Genomic DNA, 16,214 nt, shown 5'->3' with positions numbered 1-16,214 from the left:
CGAAAATACGTTGTCGCAGCTGTTCCCCTTGCCCGGGATTTGCTCCAGCACACCGCGAAAGAATGACAATGACGTTTAAAACTGCCCTTCTCACAACGTGTGCCGCCGCCCTGCTGGCAGGGTGTTCTCTGGCACCGGATTACCAGCGGCCCGACATGCCGGTGCCGCAAAGCTGGCCCACCGGTCCGGCCACCAAGGCATCCCCCGCGCAAGCCGGGGCTGCCGTGTGGAGTGATGTCTCGTGGAAGAGCTTCTTCACCGACAGCACCCTGCAGGGCCTGATCCAGACCGCGCTCGACAACAACCGTGACCTGCGAGTGGCGATCCTGAACATTGACGTCGCCCGTGCGACCTATCGGGTGCAGGAATCGGCGCTGGTACCCAACGTCAGCGCCAACGCGGGCGAGACGGTGGCCCGCACCTCCAAGGCCTCCAGCAGCCAGATGCCGCAGGCGTCGAACACCTCGCGCTCGGTGAGTGCCAATCTCGGCGTGTCGTCGTTCGAGCTGGATTTCTTTGGCCGGGTGCGCAGCCTGAACGACGCGGCGCTGGAAAGTTACCTCGCCACCGAGGAAGCCGCCGCTTCGACCAAAATTTCGCTGATTGCCGAGGTTTCCAACGCTTACCTGACCCTGCTGGGGGATCGCAAGCTGTTGGCGCTGACCGAAGAAACCCTGCAGACCCGTCTGACCTCGCTGGAGCTGGTGCAGCGCAGCTTTGACAGCGGTGTCAGCTCGGAACTTGATCTGGCGCAGGCCCGCACCGCCGTTGAAACGGCGCGGGTCAACCGCTCGATCTATCAGCGTCAGGTCGAACAGGACCGCAACGCTCTGGCCCTGCTGCTGGGGCAGCCGGTGGACCTCGCCACCCTGCCGGGCGAGCTGGATCAGGTGGCGCTGGTCGCCGATCTGCCGGTGGGTATGCCGTCTGACGTGCTGCTGCGTCGTCCGGACATCATGCAGGCCGAACATTCGCTGAAATCGGCCAATGCCAACATCGGTGCGGCACGGGCGGCGTTTTTCCCCAGCATCTCGCTGACCGGTGCCTTTGGCCTGTCCAGCCTGTCGCTGGATCAGTTGTTCACCGGTGCGGCCAAGGCATGGTCGTTCGGTCCGTCGGCCACTCTGCCGATCTTTGACGCCGGGAAGAATCAGGCCAACCTCGACAGCGCCAAGGCCAGCCGTGACATCGCGGTGGCGAGCTATGAAAAGAGCATTCAGACCGCTTTCCGCGAAGTGGCCGATGCTCTGGCTGCCAAGGGGACGCTGACCGAACAGATGCAGTCGCAGCAGAATCTGGTCGATGCCACCCAGACCAGCTATCGCCTGTCGCAGGCGCGTTATGATCGCGGCATCGACAGCTATCTGACGGTGCTCGATTCCCAGCGCTCGCTGTACAGCGCCCAGCAGGATCTGGTGTCGGTGCAGGTGTCGCGCCTGTCCAATCTGGTCACCCTGTACAAGGTGCTGGGCGGCGGTCGCTCCTGACCCGTCTCCTCAAGGGTTGTAAGGTTTTATCCTTTCGCCCATAGTTGCAAACGGCACCCCTCCCTTGACGGCGGGGTGCCGTTTCTCGTTGCGGCAGAAAGTTCCCGGTAATGCTTCACCATCTGAAAGACACCCTGAAAATCCGTTATCGCCAATGGCGGATTGCGGCCAGCCTGCAACGGAATGATGCGCTGGGGGCGTTGCATCGGGCGTGGGGCTATGTTCATGCCACCCAGTTGAGCGGCGATTACTACGAGTTCGGCGTTTATCAGGGGGCGTCGCTGTTCAATAGCTGGCTGTCATGGCGGTTTTTCCGTAACCGGCTGGAACGATCCGACAGCCTGCCGTTCGAGCGCACCGGCACCGTTGCCGAGTTTCTGCGGCACAGGCCGGTCTTTTACGCCTTTGATACCTACTGCGGCATGCCGGACAATGCCGAGGGTGAAGACACCCTGGCCACCGGCAGCTTTCAGACCAGCCTTGAGCTGGTTCGCCGCCGCTGTGCCATTGCCGGGCTGACCGAGCCGACCGCGCGTTTCATCCCCGGCCTGTTTGCCGAGACGGCCGACCAGATCGGAGCGGCTCCGGCGGCGGTGGTCCACATTGATTGCGACCTCTACGCCTCGGCGGTTGATGCCCTGCGGGTCATCCGCCCCCGGCTGGTGCAGGGGACGGTGCTGTTGATGGATGACTACAACCTGTTCCGCGCCAGCAATGCCCACGGCGAGCGGCGGGCCTTGCGCGAATTCACCGAAAGCACGGGCATCACGGTCGAGCCGTGGTTTGCCTACGGTCCCGCCTCGCAGGCGTTTTTCTGCCATCTGTAGGCAGAACCGGTTTTCGCAAAAACACTGCGTCAGCTCACAGTACACGACAGTTTGGGAACAAGGACGTGGAGCAGCGCTCCACAGTCCTCTTTGCCCCTTAATGCACCGACGTGCGCGGCGGCGAGGACAGCGGTACGCTGTCGTCCGGGACGCCGATCCCGTTGATGGTCAGCAGGCCGGCTTCGGAGGCGACATGGATGGTCTCGCCGTCGCGGATACGGCCTTCCAGCAGCAACATCGCCAGCGGGTTTTCCAGTGACCGCTGAATGACGCGCTTCAGCGGGCGAGCGCCATACACCGGGTCATAGCCCTTCTCGGCCAGCCAGTCGAGACCGCCGGGGCTGACCTCCAGCGCCATCTTGCGTTCTTCCAGCCGCTTGCGCAGGCGGGCGAGCTGGATATCGACGATCCCGGCCATGTTGTCGCGGAACAGGCGGTGGAACAGCAGAACTTCGTCAAGACGATTGAGGAACTCGGGCCGGAAGGCCGAGCGGACCACCTCCATCACCTCGCCGCGCACCTGACCGCTGTCCTCGCCTTCCTGCTGGTTGGCCAGAATGTCGGCCCCTAGGTTCGAGGTCAGGATGATCAGGGTGTTGCGGAAATCGACCGTCCGCCCCTGACCGTCGGTCAGGCGACCGTCATCGAGCACCTGCAACAGCACGTTGAACACGTCGGGGTGGCCCTTTTCGACTTCGTCGAACAGGATCACCTGATAGGGGCGACGGCGGACGGCTTCGGTCAGGGCACCGCCTTCGTCATAGCCGACATAGCCCGGAGGTGCGCCGATCAGGCGGGCCACCGAATGCTTTTCCATGTATTCCGACATGTCGATGCGGACCATCGCCGTTTCGTCGTCGAACAGGAACGAGGCCAGCGCCTTGGTCAATTCGGTCTTGCCGACACCGGTCGGGCCGAGGAACAGGAACGAGCCGATCGGGCGGTTCTGGTCGCCCAGCCCGGCGCGGGCGCGGCGGACGGCGTTGGAGACGGCCACCAGAGCTTCGCGCTGGCCGATCACCCGTTTGGCAAGGGTGTCTTCCATGTGCAACAGCTTGTCGCGTTCGCCTTCCAGCATCTTGTCAACCGGAATGCCGGTCCAGCGCGACACCACCGAGGCGATGTTTTCCGGCCGCACCGTTTCGTTCAGCAGGGCGTTGCCATCGGCCACCCCGCGCTTTTCGGCGTCTTCGGCATCCTTCAGACGCTTTTCCAGATCGGGGATGATGCCGTATTCCAGTTCGCCGACGCGCTGATACTGGCCCTGACGCAGGGCCTGTTCCTTTTCCAGTCGGGCCTGTTCAAGGGCTTCCTTCAGCTTGGTGGCCCCGGCGAGGGCGTTCTTGGCCTGCCGCCAGCGTTCGGTAAAGGCGGCCGACTGGGCTTCGAGGTCGCGCAGCTCGTCTTCAAGGGTGATCAGGCGATCGCGTGAGGCGTCGTCGGATTCCTTGCGCAGGGCTTCGCGTTCGATCTTGAGCTGGATCACCCGGCGGTCGAGTTCGTCCAGTTCTTCCGGCTTGGAGTCAACCTCCATCCGCAGTCGGCTGGCGGCTTCATCGACCAGATCAATCGCCTTGTCGGGCAAAAAGCGGTCAGTGATGTAGCGGTTGGACAGGGTGGCCGCCGCCACCAGCGCGCTGTCGGAAATGCGCACCCCGTGGTGCAGTTCGTACTTTTCCTTGATGCCGCGCAGGATCGAAATGGTGTCTTCGACCGTCGGTTCGGCGACAAACACCGGCTGGAACCGGCGGGCCAGCGCGGCGTCCTTTTCAACGTGTTTGCGGTATTCGTCGAGGGTGGTCGCGCCAATGCAATGCAGCTCGCCACGGGCCAGCGCCGGTTTGATCAGGTTGGCGGCATCCATCGCCCCGTCGGCCTTGCCCGCGCCGATCAGGGTGTGCATTTCGTCGATGAACAGCACGATCTGACCTTCGGCGGTGGTGACTTCGTTCAGCACCGCTTTCAGGCGTTCTTCAAATTCACCCCGGAACTTGGCCCCGGCGACCATCGCCCCCAGATCGAGCACCATCAGGGTCTTTCCGGCCAGCGACTCCGGCACATCGCCGTTGATGATGCGCAGGGCCAGACCTTCGACCACCGCCGTCTTGCCGACGCCGGGTTCGCCAATCAGCACCGGATTGTTCTTGGTGCGGCGGCTGAGCACCTGCACCGTGCGGCGGATTTCTTCGTCGCGGCCAATCACCGGGTCCAGCTTGCCCTCGCGGGCGGCCCTGGTCAGGTCGCGGGCGTACTTCTTCAGGGCGTCATACTGCTCTTCGGCGCTGGCGCTGGTGGCGGTGCGGCCCTTGCGCATCTCGCGGATGGCGGCATTCAGCGCCTTGGGGTCGGCCTTGGCGTCGTGCAGGATGCGGCTGGCATCGGTGCCGGACTGGGTCGCCAGCGCCAGCAGCAGGTATTCGGCGGTCACAAAGCTGTCGCCAGCCTTTTCCGCCATCACCAGCGCCTGATCGAGCAGCTTGGAGGTCTGCTGCGCATAGTACATCTGCGCGCCTTCGACCTTCGGCAGCTTTTTCACCGCTTCGTCAACGGCATCCTTGGCCTTGGCGGCATTGGCTCCGGCGGCCTTCAGCAGGTTCGAGGCCATGCCTTCCTTGTCGTCGAGCAAAGCCTTCAGCAGATGCTCGGGCGTCACCTGCTGGTGGTTTTCGCGCAAGGCAATGGTCTGCGCTGCCTGGATGAAACCTTTGGAGCGGTCGGTAAACTTTTCAAAATCCATCGTCATGTCCTCGGTCTGAGCGACGCAGGGTGCGGTCCCTGAACAGGCAACGCGCAACATCTGCCAGAGGCGGGCTTTCCCGCCGTCCTGTTAAGAAAGGAGGTGGGGTAAACCCGCCTTTCTGTCGGGGATATATAAGAAGAGGCTGCACTTTTGCGCAAGGGGGAGGCTGCATGCGGGAAACAGACCGCCAGAATCGGGTATGCCATGCTGCACAGCAGTTGACAGGGCCGGGCCGGTGAGGAAATTCTGGTGCCATGGAAACGCAACACGACACCCAGACGCCCGGCACCGCTACGGTGGCTGCCCTGTGGCGCTATCCGGTCAAGGGGCTGAGCCCGGAAGACCTGCAACAGATCACCCTGACCCCCGGCGACGGCATTCCCGGTGATCGGCGCTATGCCATTGCCCATGGCAACACGCCGTTCGATCCGTCGGCCCCGGAATGGCTGCCCAAGCACAATTTCCTGATGCTGGCCAAAAACCCGGCGCTGGCGGCGCTGACCACCCGCTGGATCGAGGTTGCCCACACCCTGACCATTGAACGTAATGGTCGGCAGGTGGCGCGTGGTGATCTCAGCACCCCGATTGGCAGGGTGATGATTGCCCAGTTTCTGGCCGCCTATCTCAAGGACGGCGTGCGCGGGACTCCGCAGCTGGTCGAGGCCAGCGGCCACATGTTCTCTGACCACAAGAACAAGGTGCTATCGCTGTTTTCCGAAGCCAGCCTGCGCGATCTGGAGCGGGTCACCGGCCAGAGCCTCGACCCGCGCCGGTTCCGGGGCAACATGATGCTGGCGGGCCTGCGTCCGTGGGAAGAGTTCACCTGGATTGGCCGCGAGCTGGAGGTGGGCGGGGTGCGCCTGCGCATCACCCAGCGGATTGACCGCTGCCCGGCGACCAGCGTCAACCCGGACAGCGGCAAGGTGGACATCAACATTCCGCGCGCGCTGAAGGCGGGCTTTGGTCACATTGATTTTGGCGTCTATGCCGAAGTGATCGACGGCGGTTCGCTGGCGGTGGGCGACAGGGCGACCATCCTGTAAGACGGGAGCGCGGTGTCAGGAATGGATTGCCTGCTCCATTCCTTGCAGGCTGTAGATACGGTGCCGCAGGCGATCACCGCGTTCGACCAGCGTCAGCAGGGTCGGCGGCAGGTGGTCGCCCCCGCTGGTCAGGCAATCCTGAGCCAGCGTCTGGCCGGTCTGCTCCAGTTCCTGCCCCAGAGTGCTGCACAGGCCTGAAAGCCGCTGTCATCCAGTTCGCCATTGGCGGCGCTGCGATAAAGCATCAACAGCGACATCATCCCGGTGACCTGACTGGTCAGGTAAGACAGGTCGCGCACCGTCCGCAGCATCTGGTCCTGCGGTACGCCGTCGAGGCCGCCATGGGCGACCATATCGACGTGATGGCGGGTTTCTTCCAGCAGGGCGAGGGTTTCGTCAAAGGTCTGGTCAAACAGGTGTGTCGAGGCCCAGTGCACGGTCGGTTCCTTTTCAACGCAGAGGGGGCTTGTGGCCGGTTTCCACTTTTCACACAATGCTTTAACCGCGCGCTTCGCTGATGGTGGCAAAGGGCTTCAGGACGTCGCTGATGCTGGCAAAGATGTGAATCAGCGAGGCCACCGATGCCGCCCGGGCATGGACACGTCCTTGCGGCAGGGCCGGACGGGCACAGATTTGTTCGGTGGTCCAGCGGATGGTTTCGACATGCTGCCCGACGTGGCGGGCGCTGGCCGACAGGGCGGCAAGGTGCAGAATCGTTTCCGGTGCCGGTGGCGCGGTGCGGGCATTGCGCACCGCGTCGATGGTCTGGCTGAGGGTGTTGTGGGCGATCTGGCAGGACAGGTCCGTGACGGCACGGGTGACCTGCTGACGGGTTTCTTCCAGCGGACGGGGGGGATGATGCGGAAAGGTCATGATCGGCCTCGTACAAAACAGGGAAGAGAAAAGGATCAGGCGGCGCGGACCCCGGACAGGAAGGTATCAACGCTGTCGCGCAGCAAGGTGGCATTGCCCGCCAACTGGTCGGCAGAGGTCCGCACATCACTGGCGGCCTGACCGGTTTCTTCGGCGGCGTCCCTGACCCCGTAAATGGTGGCCGAGACTTCGTTGGTCCCGGCGGAGGCCATCTGCACGTTGCGGCTGATTTCCTCGGTGGCGGCTTCCTGCTGGGTGATGGCGCTGGCAATCAGTGAGGCGGTGTCGCTGATCTGCGAGATGGTCTTGCCAATGCCCTGAATAACCGCCACCGCATGGCGGGTTTCATCCTGAATGGCGCCGACCTGATGGGCGATGTCTTCGGTGGCCTGCGCGGTCTGTCCGGCGAGAACCTTGACCTCGTTGGCGACGACCGCAAAGCCCTTGCCGGCATCGCCAGCACGGGCGGCTTCGATGGTGGCATTCAGCGCCAGCAGGTTGGTCTGATTGGCGATCCCGGCAATCAGGGTCACCACATGGCCGATGCGGTCGGCGGTGGCGGCAAGGTCTGACACCATCCGGTTGGACCGTTCGGCCTCGTCAACCGCCGAACGGGCAATGCTGGCGGCATGGCCGATGCTGCTGGCGATCTGGTGAACCGACCGGCTCAGTTGCTCGGTGGCCGAGGCAACCGCGCTGACGTTGGTCGAGGCTTCCTCGGCGGCAGCGGCAACGACGGCGGACTGGCGGCTGGTTTCCTCGGCGGTGGCCGACATGGCGGCGGCGGTCTGGCCCATCTCGCTGGCCGACGAGGACACCACATGGACGATTTCGCAGATGGCTTTTTCAAAGTCATCGGCCATTTGCAGCATCATCGCCTTGCGCTCGGCGGCGGCACGCTGTTCGGCTTGTCGGGCCTGCTGCTCCAGGGTTCGGCGGGCCAGTGCATGATCCTTGAACACCACCATCGCCCGCGCCATTTCCCCGACCTCATCCTGCCGGTCCTGACCTCGGACATCCACCGACAGGTCGCCATCGGCCAGCGCGTGCATCCGGTGGGCCAAAACCCCAAGGGGGGGAACGATATTCTGCACCAGCAGGTAGGCAATCGCCCCGATCAGCGACATGGCGATCACCACCATGGTGGCAAATTCCAGCACCTGCCGCATGTAGGCGTTTTCAAAGCGGTCAAGGTAGACGCCGGTCCCGATCACCCACCCCCACGGGCCAAAGCCCTGCACATAGGAGAGTTTGGCGACCGGCGTGCTGACACCGGGCATCGGCCACTGATACGAGATGAAGCCGCCGGTGCCCGCGGTGGCGAGGTCGATCATCTGGCGAAACACCGGCGTCCCGTCGGCGGCGGTCCGGTCAAGAATCACGCTGCCTTCCAGTTCCGGGGTTGCCCGATTGACCAGCAGGGTTCCGCTGGTATCAAGCACGAACAGGTATTCGTTGCCGTCGTAAACCATGGTCCGCAGACTGTCACGGGCGAGGGCTTTGGCCTGGGCGTCGGTGATCTGCCCGCTGCGGACCTTGCTTTCCAGCCCGGCCACCAGCCCGTGGGCGGCCTGTACGATATGCTGCAACGATGCCTGCTGATCGGCGAGCATCGCGCTGTGCAGGGTGATCATGGCATAGGCTGTCCCAAGGACCATGCAGGCGGCCGCAACGATCATCAGGGCCCACACTTTGACGCTGATTCGGACGTGGTTGAGGGTCATGTGTTCCGCCTTTCCATGAGAGCATTGTGCGAAAAGTGGGAACCGGTTTTCGCAAGAACAATGCGACAAAACAAAAGGTTAGAGCAGCGTGCCTGCGTCCGGTTTAACGCACGCTGCTCCAGGGAGGGGGTAGTAACAGGAGTAACCACTTCCGCTAGGGTATGCAGGGAAAGGGGGATAAGTGATGAAAGTTATAAGAAAATAGTGGGTATTGTCTGTGGTGAGGCGTGTTTTGTGTAGAAATATTTCAGGTATATTTCCATTATGTTGCATTGCAATAAAGTAATGGATGCTCCTGTTCTGATGGCATACATTAACGGTGATGGATAATGCCTTGATGGCCGCTGATTCTGGTCGTGCTCGCTCTGGATGATATTGAATTTTCTTGGGTTTTCAGTCGCCTGAAAAGGGAAAAAGCCCACGGGAATTTTCTTGTCTATCTGGAAAATTGTCAGATTTTTGTCACTGGTTTCAGGCAGTCAGACTCTCTATCCACACACTTGATCATTGCCGCAGGTGGTTACGCCTGTTGGGGATTTGCTTTAATGGCCTGGGTAGAAAACAACCGTGCGCCCCATCCGCTTTGGCATTCGTGCGCGCCTTTGGCTGGCGCTGATGACGGTCGCCGGCATGACGCTGGTGGCCAGTCTGGTGGCGTGGGTGACCAATGACCACAGCAGCCAGATCACCACGCAGATGGTGGAAGGCGAAGTCCCGGCCATCGTTGCCTTGTCCCGGTTGGGCCAGCATGCGACCCAGTTGATCGCCACCGCCCCCGGAGTCCTGTTCGTCGATGATCAGGCCGACCTGCACGAGCAATGGCGGCGAACCGCGGCTGCCGAAGAAGCGATGATGCAGGCGGTGCAGGAGGTCCAGCGCCAACAGGGGGCGACCAGCCCGGTGCTGGCCAGCATTGAACGCACGGCGGGGCGGACCAGCGTGCAGTTGCAAATCCTGCTGTCGGCGATGGAACACAGTCTGGCCTTGCGGGCGCGCTATCGCATTCAGACCGAGCAGATCGACGTGCTGCAACAGGAATACCGGGTGCTGGTTGGCTTGTTGTCTTCGGATGTGGCCAATGACATGGCGGTTCTGTCCGATGCCAACCGCATCATGGCGGCTTTGGCCGAGGTCTGGCAGGTCAGCACGCCCGAACGGATGAGTGCGCTGGAAGAGCGGGTGCGGGGAGCCTTTGACCGTCTGGACAGCCTGCGACCGGCACTGATCCGCTCGCATACCGGAGCCGTCGAGCTGCTGCCCCTGATTGACCGCCTGCGGACGCTGGCGTTGGCCGATGGCAGTATCTTTGACCTGAAGCGGCGGGACATTCAGGCGCGTCAGGTGGCCGCCGACCGGCTGGCAACCATTCAGGTGCTGGCGACGGCTCTGGATCGCGACATTCGCACCTTGATGAGTGCATCGCAGGCGCGGATTTCGGTTGGCCATGCCGATGTGATGGAACGGCTGGGGCAAAGCAAACTGATCCTGCTGCTGTCATCGGGGCTTAGTCTGGTGGCGGCGATGATGGTGGCGTGGCGCTATGTCGGAACGTCGGTGGTCGGGCGGCTGCAAACGCTGGCTGACAGCATGCGGGCGATTGCCGCCGGAAATCTGGCGGCACCGATCCCCACCGGGGGCCATGATGAAGTCTCGGACATGGGGCGGGCGCTGGTGGTGTTCCGCGATGCCCTGGCCCATGTGCGCCATGTGGCCAGCCATGATCCGCTGACCGGGCTGGCCAACCGGCGGCTGTTTGAAGAAAAGCTGAGCCGGGACATGCAGCGGGCCGAGGCCTGCGGGACGGTGATTGCCATCAACCTGCGCGGCTTTCGTGACATCAACAATACCTTTGGCCATCAGGTGGGCGACCAGTTGCTGCTGGCGATGGCCGACCGGTTGCGCTGGGCGGCGCGGGCGCAGGATCTGGCGGCCCGTCTGGGCAGTGATGATTTTGTGCTGCTGGTGCCGGGGCTGGTCGAGCCGGAGGAAATCTCGGCCTATCTCGACGGGCTGCACAAGGTGCTGGCGGCACCGGTGCCGCTGGACGTGATCGAAATGGAAGCCCAGCCGGTGCTGGGCATTGCCCGTTATCCGCACGATGGCCTGTGTGCGGCGGATGTGCTGCACAACGCCGATCTGGCGATGACCAGCAGCAAGGATGCGATGACACCGGCAGTGGCCTTTTACAACAGCAGCATGGGCGAGGCCCTGCACCGCCGGAAAGCGATCCGCTCGGACCTGCGGCAGGCGATTGATGACGGCCATCTGGAACTGCACTACCAGCCGAAGGTCGAGATGCAGACCGGCCTGATCACCGGCATGGAAGCGCTGGTGCGCTGGCAGCACCCCAAGCGGGGGCGGATCAGCCCGATGGAGTTCATCCCGGTGGCCGAGCAGTCCGGCCTGATCCTGCCGCTGGGGACGTGGGTGTTGCAGGAAGGCTGCCGACAGGCGCAGGCCTGGAGTGCTGCCGGACTGGGAGACCTGCGGGTGGCGATCAACATGAGCCCGGTGCAGGTGTTGTGTCAGGATGTGGTTGGCATCGTGGCGCAGACACTCGAAGACACCGGCCTGCCGCCGAACCTGCTGGAAATCGAGATTACCGAAGGCGTTCTGATGCAGGAAGAAACCAAGGCCATGCAGCGCCTGCGGGCGATGCGTGATCTGGGCGTGCATCTGGCCATTGACGACTTCGGCACCGGCTATTCCTCGCTCAGTTACCTGAAAAAGATGCCGGTCAGTTGCCTGAAGATCGACCAGTCCTTTGTTCGTGGATTGATGGAAAACGAGGAAGATGCCCGTCTCAGCCGGGTGATCATCGGCATGGCCCACGATTTCGGGCTGGAGGTGGTGGCCGAGGGGATCGAAACGCTGGAACATGCCGACTTCCTGCGCCATGAAGGCTGTGATCTGGGGCAGGGCTATTACTTTGCCAAGCCGCTGGAGCATCAGGCCTTTGAGCGGCTGCTGGCCAGTCCGCCTCCCTGGCAGCATCAGCCGGTCGGGATGCGTTCCAGTGCGCTCCTGCCGTGGTCGCAGACGCCCCGTTACACCCGCATGGGGGCCTGAGATGAGGCAGATCAGCCGGCGGCGGTTCTTGTCGCAGGGAATGATGTCCGTACTGGCAGGGGGGGTGGCTGGCGGCCTGCTGGCGGTGACGCCGGGGATCGTCCGCGCCAGTGACGGGCAGGGGACAAACAGGACTGGGGCACCGTGCAAGGTGGCGGTGGTCTTTGACGTGACCGGCAAGTTCGACAAAAGCTTTGCCGAGTCCGCCTGGCGCGGCGTGCGCAAGGCTCGTGAACATCCCGGGCTGGTGGTGCGCGAGCTCGAAGCAGAAAACCCGGCGCTGCGGTTGCAGAGTGTGCGGGTGGCCGCCGAAGGCGCGGATATGGTGATCACCGTTGGCAGCGAGTTCGCCTCTGCCGTCGGGCAGGTGGCCGCCGAGTTTCCACAGGTGCGCTTCACCGCCATCGAGGCGGTGGTCAGTGGCCCGAACGTGCAGGATGTGCATTTCCGGGAGCAGGAAGGTGCCTTTCTGGCCGGAGCAGCGGCGGCACTGATGTCCCGCACTCAGATACTGGGGTTCATTGGCGGGCTTGATCTGCCCAGCATCGAACGCTTTCAGGGCGGGTTCCGCGCCGGGGCGCAGTTTGTCAATCCCGCCGTATCGATGCTGACCGTGATGGCCGGGACGGATACCGAAACCGCCTTTCGCGATCCCTATGCCGGTTATACCGCCGCGCAAGGGGTGATGGATCAGGGGGCCGATGTGGTGTTCGCCGCTGCCGGGGCCACCGGTCTGGGGGCCTATCAGGCGGTGGCTGACCGGCAACGCTATTCGATCGGGGTCGATACCGATCAAAGCGACCTGTTCCCCGGCTCGATGCTGACGGCGGTGGTCAAGCATGTTGATGCGGTGGTCGAACAGGCGGCGCTGACCTGCAACACCGCTCAATGGATGGCTGGGCGGATTGACCTCGGCCTGTCGGACTGGAGCATCAGTCTGGCCGCAGGCCCCGAAAGCCGCCGCCTGCTGCCCGCCGAGGTGCGCAGCAGGCTGGAACAGATTCAGCAGGAGATCATCAGCGGGGCGCGGGTGGTGCCTGCCCTGTAATCTCCCCTCTCTTACGATGCTGTCGGGGGATGCAGCAGGTCATAGAGGGTCTGGCGCAGCAAGGGCAGTTCGATCGGCTTGGGCACAAAGGCATCGACGCCGAACACTTCCCGGTTCCAGCGGGTGACTTTCGATGAAAAGCCCGAAATCATCACCACCGGCATGGTCGGGCGCCAGGTCTTGACCGCCAGCGCCAACTGGTCGCCCTGCAGGCCGGGCATGGCAAAGTCGGTGATCAGCAGGTCGAAGTCATTCGGGGCTGCCTTGACGGTTTCCAGCGCAATCAGCGGGTCGGCAATCGCCTTGACCCGATAGCCGCAGTTGGTCAGATATTCGCCCAGCGCGGCCAGATTTTCCGGTTCGTCGTCCACCAGCAACAGGCATTCTCCCTGACCAACCGGCAGGCTGGGCGGGCTGGTCGGAGCCGGGGTAACGTCCGGGTCACTGCTGCTGATGCCGGTGTCGGCGGCGGGAAGGTAAATGCGGAAGGCGGTCCCCAGACCGGGTTCACTGTAGACGGTGATCCGCCCGCCCAGTTGCGAGACGATTCCGTCCACGATTGACAGCCCCATCCCGGAGCCGCCCTCGGCCTTTTTGGTGGTGAAGAACGGTTCAAAGATGCGTTCGGCAATGTCAGGCGACATGCCGGGGCCGTTGTCCTCGATGGTCAGGCGGACGTAACGGCCCGATGACAGGACGGCAGCGCCACTGCTGACCCCGGCACCGCCCTGCCAGTCGGGCGGATCGTTGCTGGCATCGTGGATCATGTTCTCCAGCGCCACCGAAATCAGGCCCGATCGCTGACCAATGGCCTGCCCGGCATTGGTGCACAGGTTCATCACCACCTGATGGATGCGGGATGGATCGGCCAGCACTGGCCACAGGCCGGGATCGGCGTAAAACTCCACCCGCAAATCTGCGGTGGCCGAGGCACGCATCAGATCGACGGCTTCGCGCACCGGGCCTGCCAGATCGACCGGGATCAGGTCCTGTTCGCCCTTGCGGCTGACCACCAGCAATTGCCCGACCAGATCCCGCGCCCGGCGGACGCCGTTCAGGATGCGCTCAAGGCGACGGTGGTTCTTGTCCTCGGGGTCGGTGCTGTCGAGCACCATCTGGGCATAGCCGGAAATCGGCGTCAGGATGTTGTTGAAATCGTGGGCTACCCCACCAGCCAGACGGCCAAGGGTTTCCATTTTCTGTACGTGGCGCAGTTGCCGTTCCAGATTGGTGCGGGCGGCGCTGGCTCGTTTGAATTCGGTGACGTCGGTCTCGGAAATGATGAAATTGGTGATCAGGCCGCGTTCGTCGCGCAACGGGTGGACGGTGACCCGGTCCCAGACAGGCTCGCCGTTCTTGTCCACCCGCCGTTGCAACTCGCCATCCCAGTCATCGCCCATCGCCAGCGCGCGGGACAGGGCCTGCTGAACGCGGTCATCGTCGGCGGCATAGTCAAACAGCGGTGCTTGCCGCCCCACTTCGACCGACAGCGCACCATAGCGGGCCAGTGCGGCGTGGTTGGCATATTCAATACGGCCTTCGGCGTCGACGATGGTGACGGCTGACGGGCTTTGTTCGATGACGCGGATCACCTTGCGCAGGTTGGCGTCGTTTTCTGCCACCGTATCGAGCATGTCGCTCAGTTCGGCGGACAGTTGGGCGACTTCGTCATTGCCTGACAGCGATGGACGGACCCACAGGTTGCCCGCCTGAAAGCGGGTAATGACCGAATTCAGATAGCCCAGTCGCATGGTCAGGCCGAAATGCAGGATGGCAAACAACAGCAGCGCCCCGACCCCCGAGGCGGCAGCAAAGGCAAACAGTTGTTCGTGGTAGAACAGCGTCGCCTGTTCCCATGCCAGCCGATAGGTGATGTGCAGGACCAGAAAGCCACAGCGGTCTTCGCGCATGCTGTCCGGTGACCAGCCGCAGATCGGCGCATAGCCGAGCAGAGTGTGGTTTTCCAGTGGTTGCAGCACCAGCCCGCGCCGGGGGGCCATGCTTTCGATGCGCTCGACCAGCGGGGACGACAGGCCATTGCGCCACGGCTGGCCGATCAGTTCCAGGGCCGAGGCGGCAACAATGGTGCCGGTGTCATCAACCAGCAGGGCGCTTTGCAGCCCTTCGAGGGTTCCGACGGCCCCAAAGGCGGTGCGGACCTGTTCGGGGCCGGTATCGCGGACCAGAATTTCGACGCTTTCCTGCAAACGGGTGATTTCGTGGCGCAGGGTTTCCTGCGCCATCAGGTCGGTCCGTTGTTCCTGGCGGGGCAACAGGATCAGGTGCGAGATGATCAACGGGATCATCGTCGCGATCACCACCACCAGCGGCAAGGCAAAGCGTAGCGAAATCATCTTGGGGTGAACTCACTCAACACATGCGCCGAAACATCCAGATCCAGCAGGCTGCCATGGCCGCGCCGGGTTTTCAGGACGCGGGTTTCCAGTAGATAGTCTTCCAGGTGCTCGATGGTCCGTGCAAGACCTTCTCCCGGATTGCGGATCAGGTCCAGTGCCTCGTGCAGGTCGGGCCACAGAATGCCCTTCAGGGCAGCCCGAGTTTCGCTGCCGGTCAGTTTCTGGCGGTCAGCAAGGTGTTCCAGCACGGTGGGCGTCTGGTTGATCAGCATGGTGCGTGCGGCAAACCACCCCTGTGCCAGCAGGCGCAGGTCATCAAGGCGCTGGGCGGCGACGTGCCGGGTGGTGACGATCACATCGGCGATTTCCCCCGGCAGTTGGCGACTGCTAAAGGCTTCGATGCCACCAGCCCGCAGCAGATGGCTGCGCATCGGCTCAAAGGTTATGACCGCATCGACGTGGCCGGACAGAAAGGCACTTTCGTGCTCGCCGGCGGGAAGGGGCAGGATGTCGAACAGCCCCCTTGGCAGGGACAGTTTTTGGTGCAGGCGATAGAGAAAATAGTGTCCGACTGCTCCGACTTCGATTCCCAGCCGCATGTGTTGCCACGGAGGTTGCAGGTTGTGGTCGGCGTGCAAAATCAGGCTGTCGCCACCGTTCGACAGATCCGCAGGCCACAGGACCACCAGATCAAGGCCATCAGCCTGCAAGCGGAGGGTTTCGTCCAGGGTCAGGGCGGCAACCTCGGTATTGCCATTGCGCATCGCCCGCATGATGGCGCTGGCCGAGGTGAATTCGATCAGGGTGATTTGGTCGGCTGTAAACAGGCCCTGTTCCCGCGCAATGTACAGGGGTTCATAGCCCAGCCACTGGTTGGTGGCCACTCGCAGGGCCGGTTGGGGTTCTTCCAGACATCCTGCCAGGGGCAACGTAAACGCCGTCCCACCTGCCGCGGCCAGATGGCGGAGGACCGAGCGGCGGGAAAGGTGGCCGGGCAAGGGGTACGAAAAAAACATCCGGTCTTGCTTTATCCGGTTGCGGAGCGG

12 protein-coding genes are annotated in these 16,214 nt (G+C 63.0%); 6 read left to right on the top strand and 6 right to left on the bottom strand.

What is annotated here, in order from left to right:
- The first annotated feature begins 68 nt into the window (after window positions 1–68).
- Both BW995_RS12375 and BW995_RS12370 read left to right on the top strand, forming a co-directional pair.
- Complete coding sequence (locus tag BW995_RS12375; protein WP_076400708.1) at window positions 69–1,487, top strand: efflux transporter outer membrane subunit; 1,419 nt, start codon at window positions 69–71, stop codon at window positions 1,485–1,487.
- A gap of 110 nt (window positions 1,488–1,597) precedes the next feature.
- Complete coding sequence (locus BW995_RS12370; RefSeq protein ID WP_076400707.1) at window positions 1,598–2,314, top strand: TylF/MycF/NovP-related O-methyltransferase; 717 nt, start codon at window positions 1,598–1,600, stop codon at window positions 2,312–2,314.
- A gap of 97 nt (window positions 2,315–2,411) precedes the next feature.
- Here the strand turns inward: BW995_RS12370 and clpB are convergent, their stop codons facing one another.
- Window positions 2,412–5,051 (bottom strand): ATP-dependent chaperone ClpB, encoded by a 2,640-nt coding sequence (clpB, locus tag BW995_RS12365; protein ID WP_076400706.1) that lies wholly within the window; start codon window positions 5,049–5,051, stop codon window positions 2,412–2,414.
- A gap of 257 nt (window positions 5,052–5,308) precedes the next feature.
- On the opposite strand from clpB, the gene BW995_RS12360 reads away from it, so the two are divergent.
- Window positions 5,309–6,097 (top strand): MOSC domain-containing protein, encoded by a 789-nt coding sequence (locus tag BW995_RS12360; RefSeq protein WP_076400705.1) that lies wholly within the window; start codon window positions 5,309–5,311, stop codon window positions 6,095–6,097.
- Window positions 6,098–6,225: 128 nt separating this feature from the next.
- Here the strand turns inward: BW995_RS12360 and BW995_RS12355 are convergent, their stop codons facing one another.
- From BW995_RS12355 to BW995_RS12345, 3 genes are all read right to left on the bottom strand, one after another.
- On the bottom strand, window positions 6,226–6,534 hold the full coding sequence (locus BW995_RS12355) for a DUF1465 family protein (protein WP_076400704.1): 309 nt from the start codon (window positions 6,532–6,534) through the stop codon (window positions 6,226–6,228).
- Window positions 6,535–6,595: 61 nt separating this feature from the next.
- The gene (locus BW995_RS12350) at window positions 6,596–6,970 is read right to left on the bottom strand and encodes a hypothetical protein (protein WP_076400703.1); all 375 of its coding nucleotides are present in this window, start codon (window positions 6,968–6,970) and stop codon (window positions 6,596–6,598) included.
- A 35-nt stretch (window positions 6,971–7,005) separates the two neighbouring features.
- Window positions 7,006–8,694: a methyl-accepting chemotaxis protein gene (locus tag BW995_RS12345; protein WP_076400702.1), complete on the bottom strand. Its 1,689-nt coding sequence runs from the start codon at window positions 8,692–8,694 to the stop codon at window positions 7,006–7,008.
- 356 nt (window positions 8,695–9,050) lie between these two features.
- Between BW995_RS12345 and BW995_RS20805 the strand changes: the two genes are divergently transcribed.
- The 3 genes from BW995_RS20805 to BW995_RS12335 are packed head-to-tail and all read left to right on the top strand — an operon-like array spanning window position 9,051 to window position 12,811.
- Window positions 9,051–9,365 (top strand): hypothetical protein, encoded by a 315-nt coding sequence (locus BW995_RS20805; RefSeq protein ID WP_175617065.1) that lies wholly within the window; start codon window positions 9,051–9,053, stop codon window positions 9,363–9,365.
- On the top strand, window positions 9,310–11,763 hold the full coding sequence (locus tag BW995_RS12340; protein ID WP_175617064.1) for a putative bifunctional diguanylate cyclase/phosphodiesterase: 2,454 nt from the start codon (window positions 9,310–9,312) through the stop codon (window positions 11,761–11,763). The genes BW995_RS20805 and BW995_RS12340 overlap by 56 nt, the downstream gene beginning before the upstream one ends.
- Before the next feature lies 1 nt (window position 11,764).
- Entirely contained in the window at window positions 11,765–12,811 is a 1,047-nt protein-coding gene (locus tag BW995_RS12335; RefSeq protein ID WP_175617063.1) for a BMP family ABC transporter substrate-binding protein, read from the top strand.
- An 11-nt stretch (window positions 12,812–12,822) separates the two neighbouring features.
- On the opposite strand, the gene BW995_RS12330 is transcribed toward BW995_RS12335, so the two are convergent.
- Both BW995_RS12330 and BW995_RS12325 read right to left on the bottom strand, forming a co-directional pair.
- A complete protein-coding gene (locus tag BW995_RS12330; RefSeq protein WP_076400700.1) occupies window positions 12,823–15,165 on the bottom strand; it encodes a hybrid sensor histidine kinase/response regulator in 2,343 nt (780 codons plus the stop codon).
- The gene (locus tag BW995_RS12325; RefSeq protein ID WP_076400699.1) at window positions 15,162–16,184 is read right to left on the bottom strand and encodes an ABC transporter substrate-binding protein; all 1,023 of its coding nucleotides are present in this window, start codon (window positions 16,182–16,184) and stop codon (window positions 15,162–15,164) included. Before BW995_RS12325 ends, BW995_RS12330 begins: the two co-directional genes overlap by 4 nt.
- Window positions 16,185–16,214: the final 30 nt, after the last annotated feature.

It is taken from the genome of Insolitispirillum peregrinum, assembly GCF_900156605.1.
Taxonomy (GTDB): Bacteria; Pseudomonadota; Alphaproteobacteria; order Rhodospirillales; family Rhodospirillaceae; genus Insolitispirillum; species Insolitispirillum peregrinum.
This window is presented reverse-complemented; position numbering and strand designations above follow the sequence as displayed.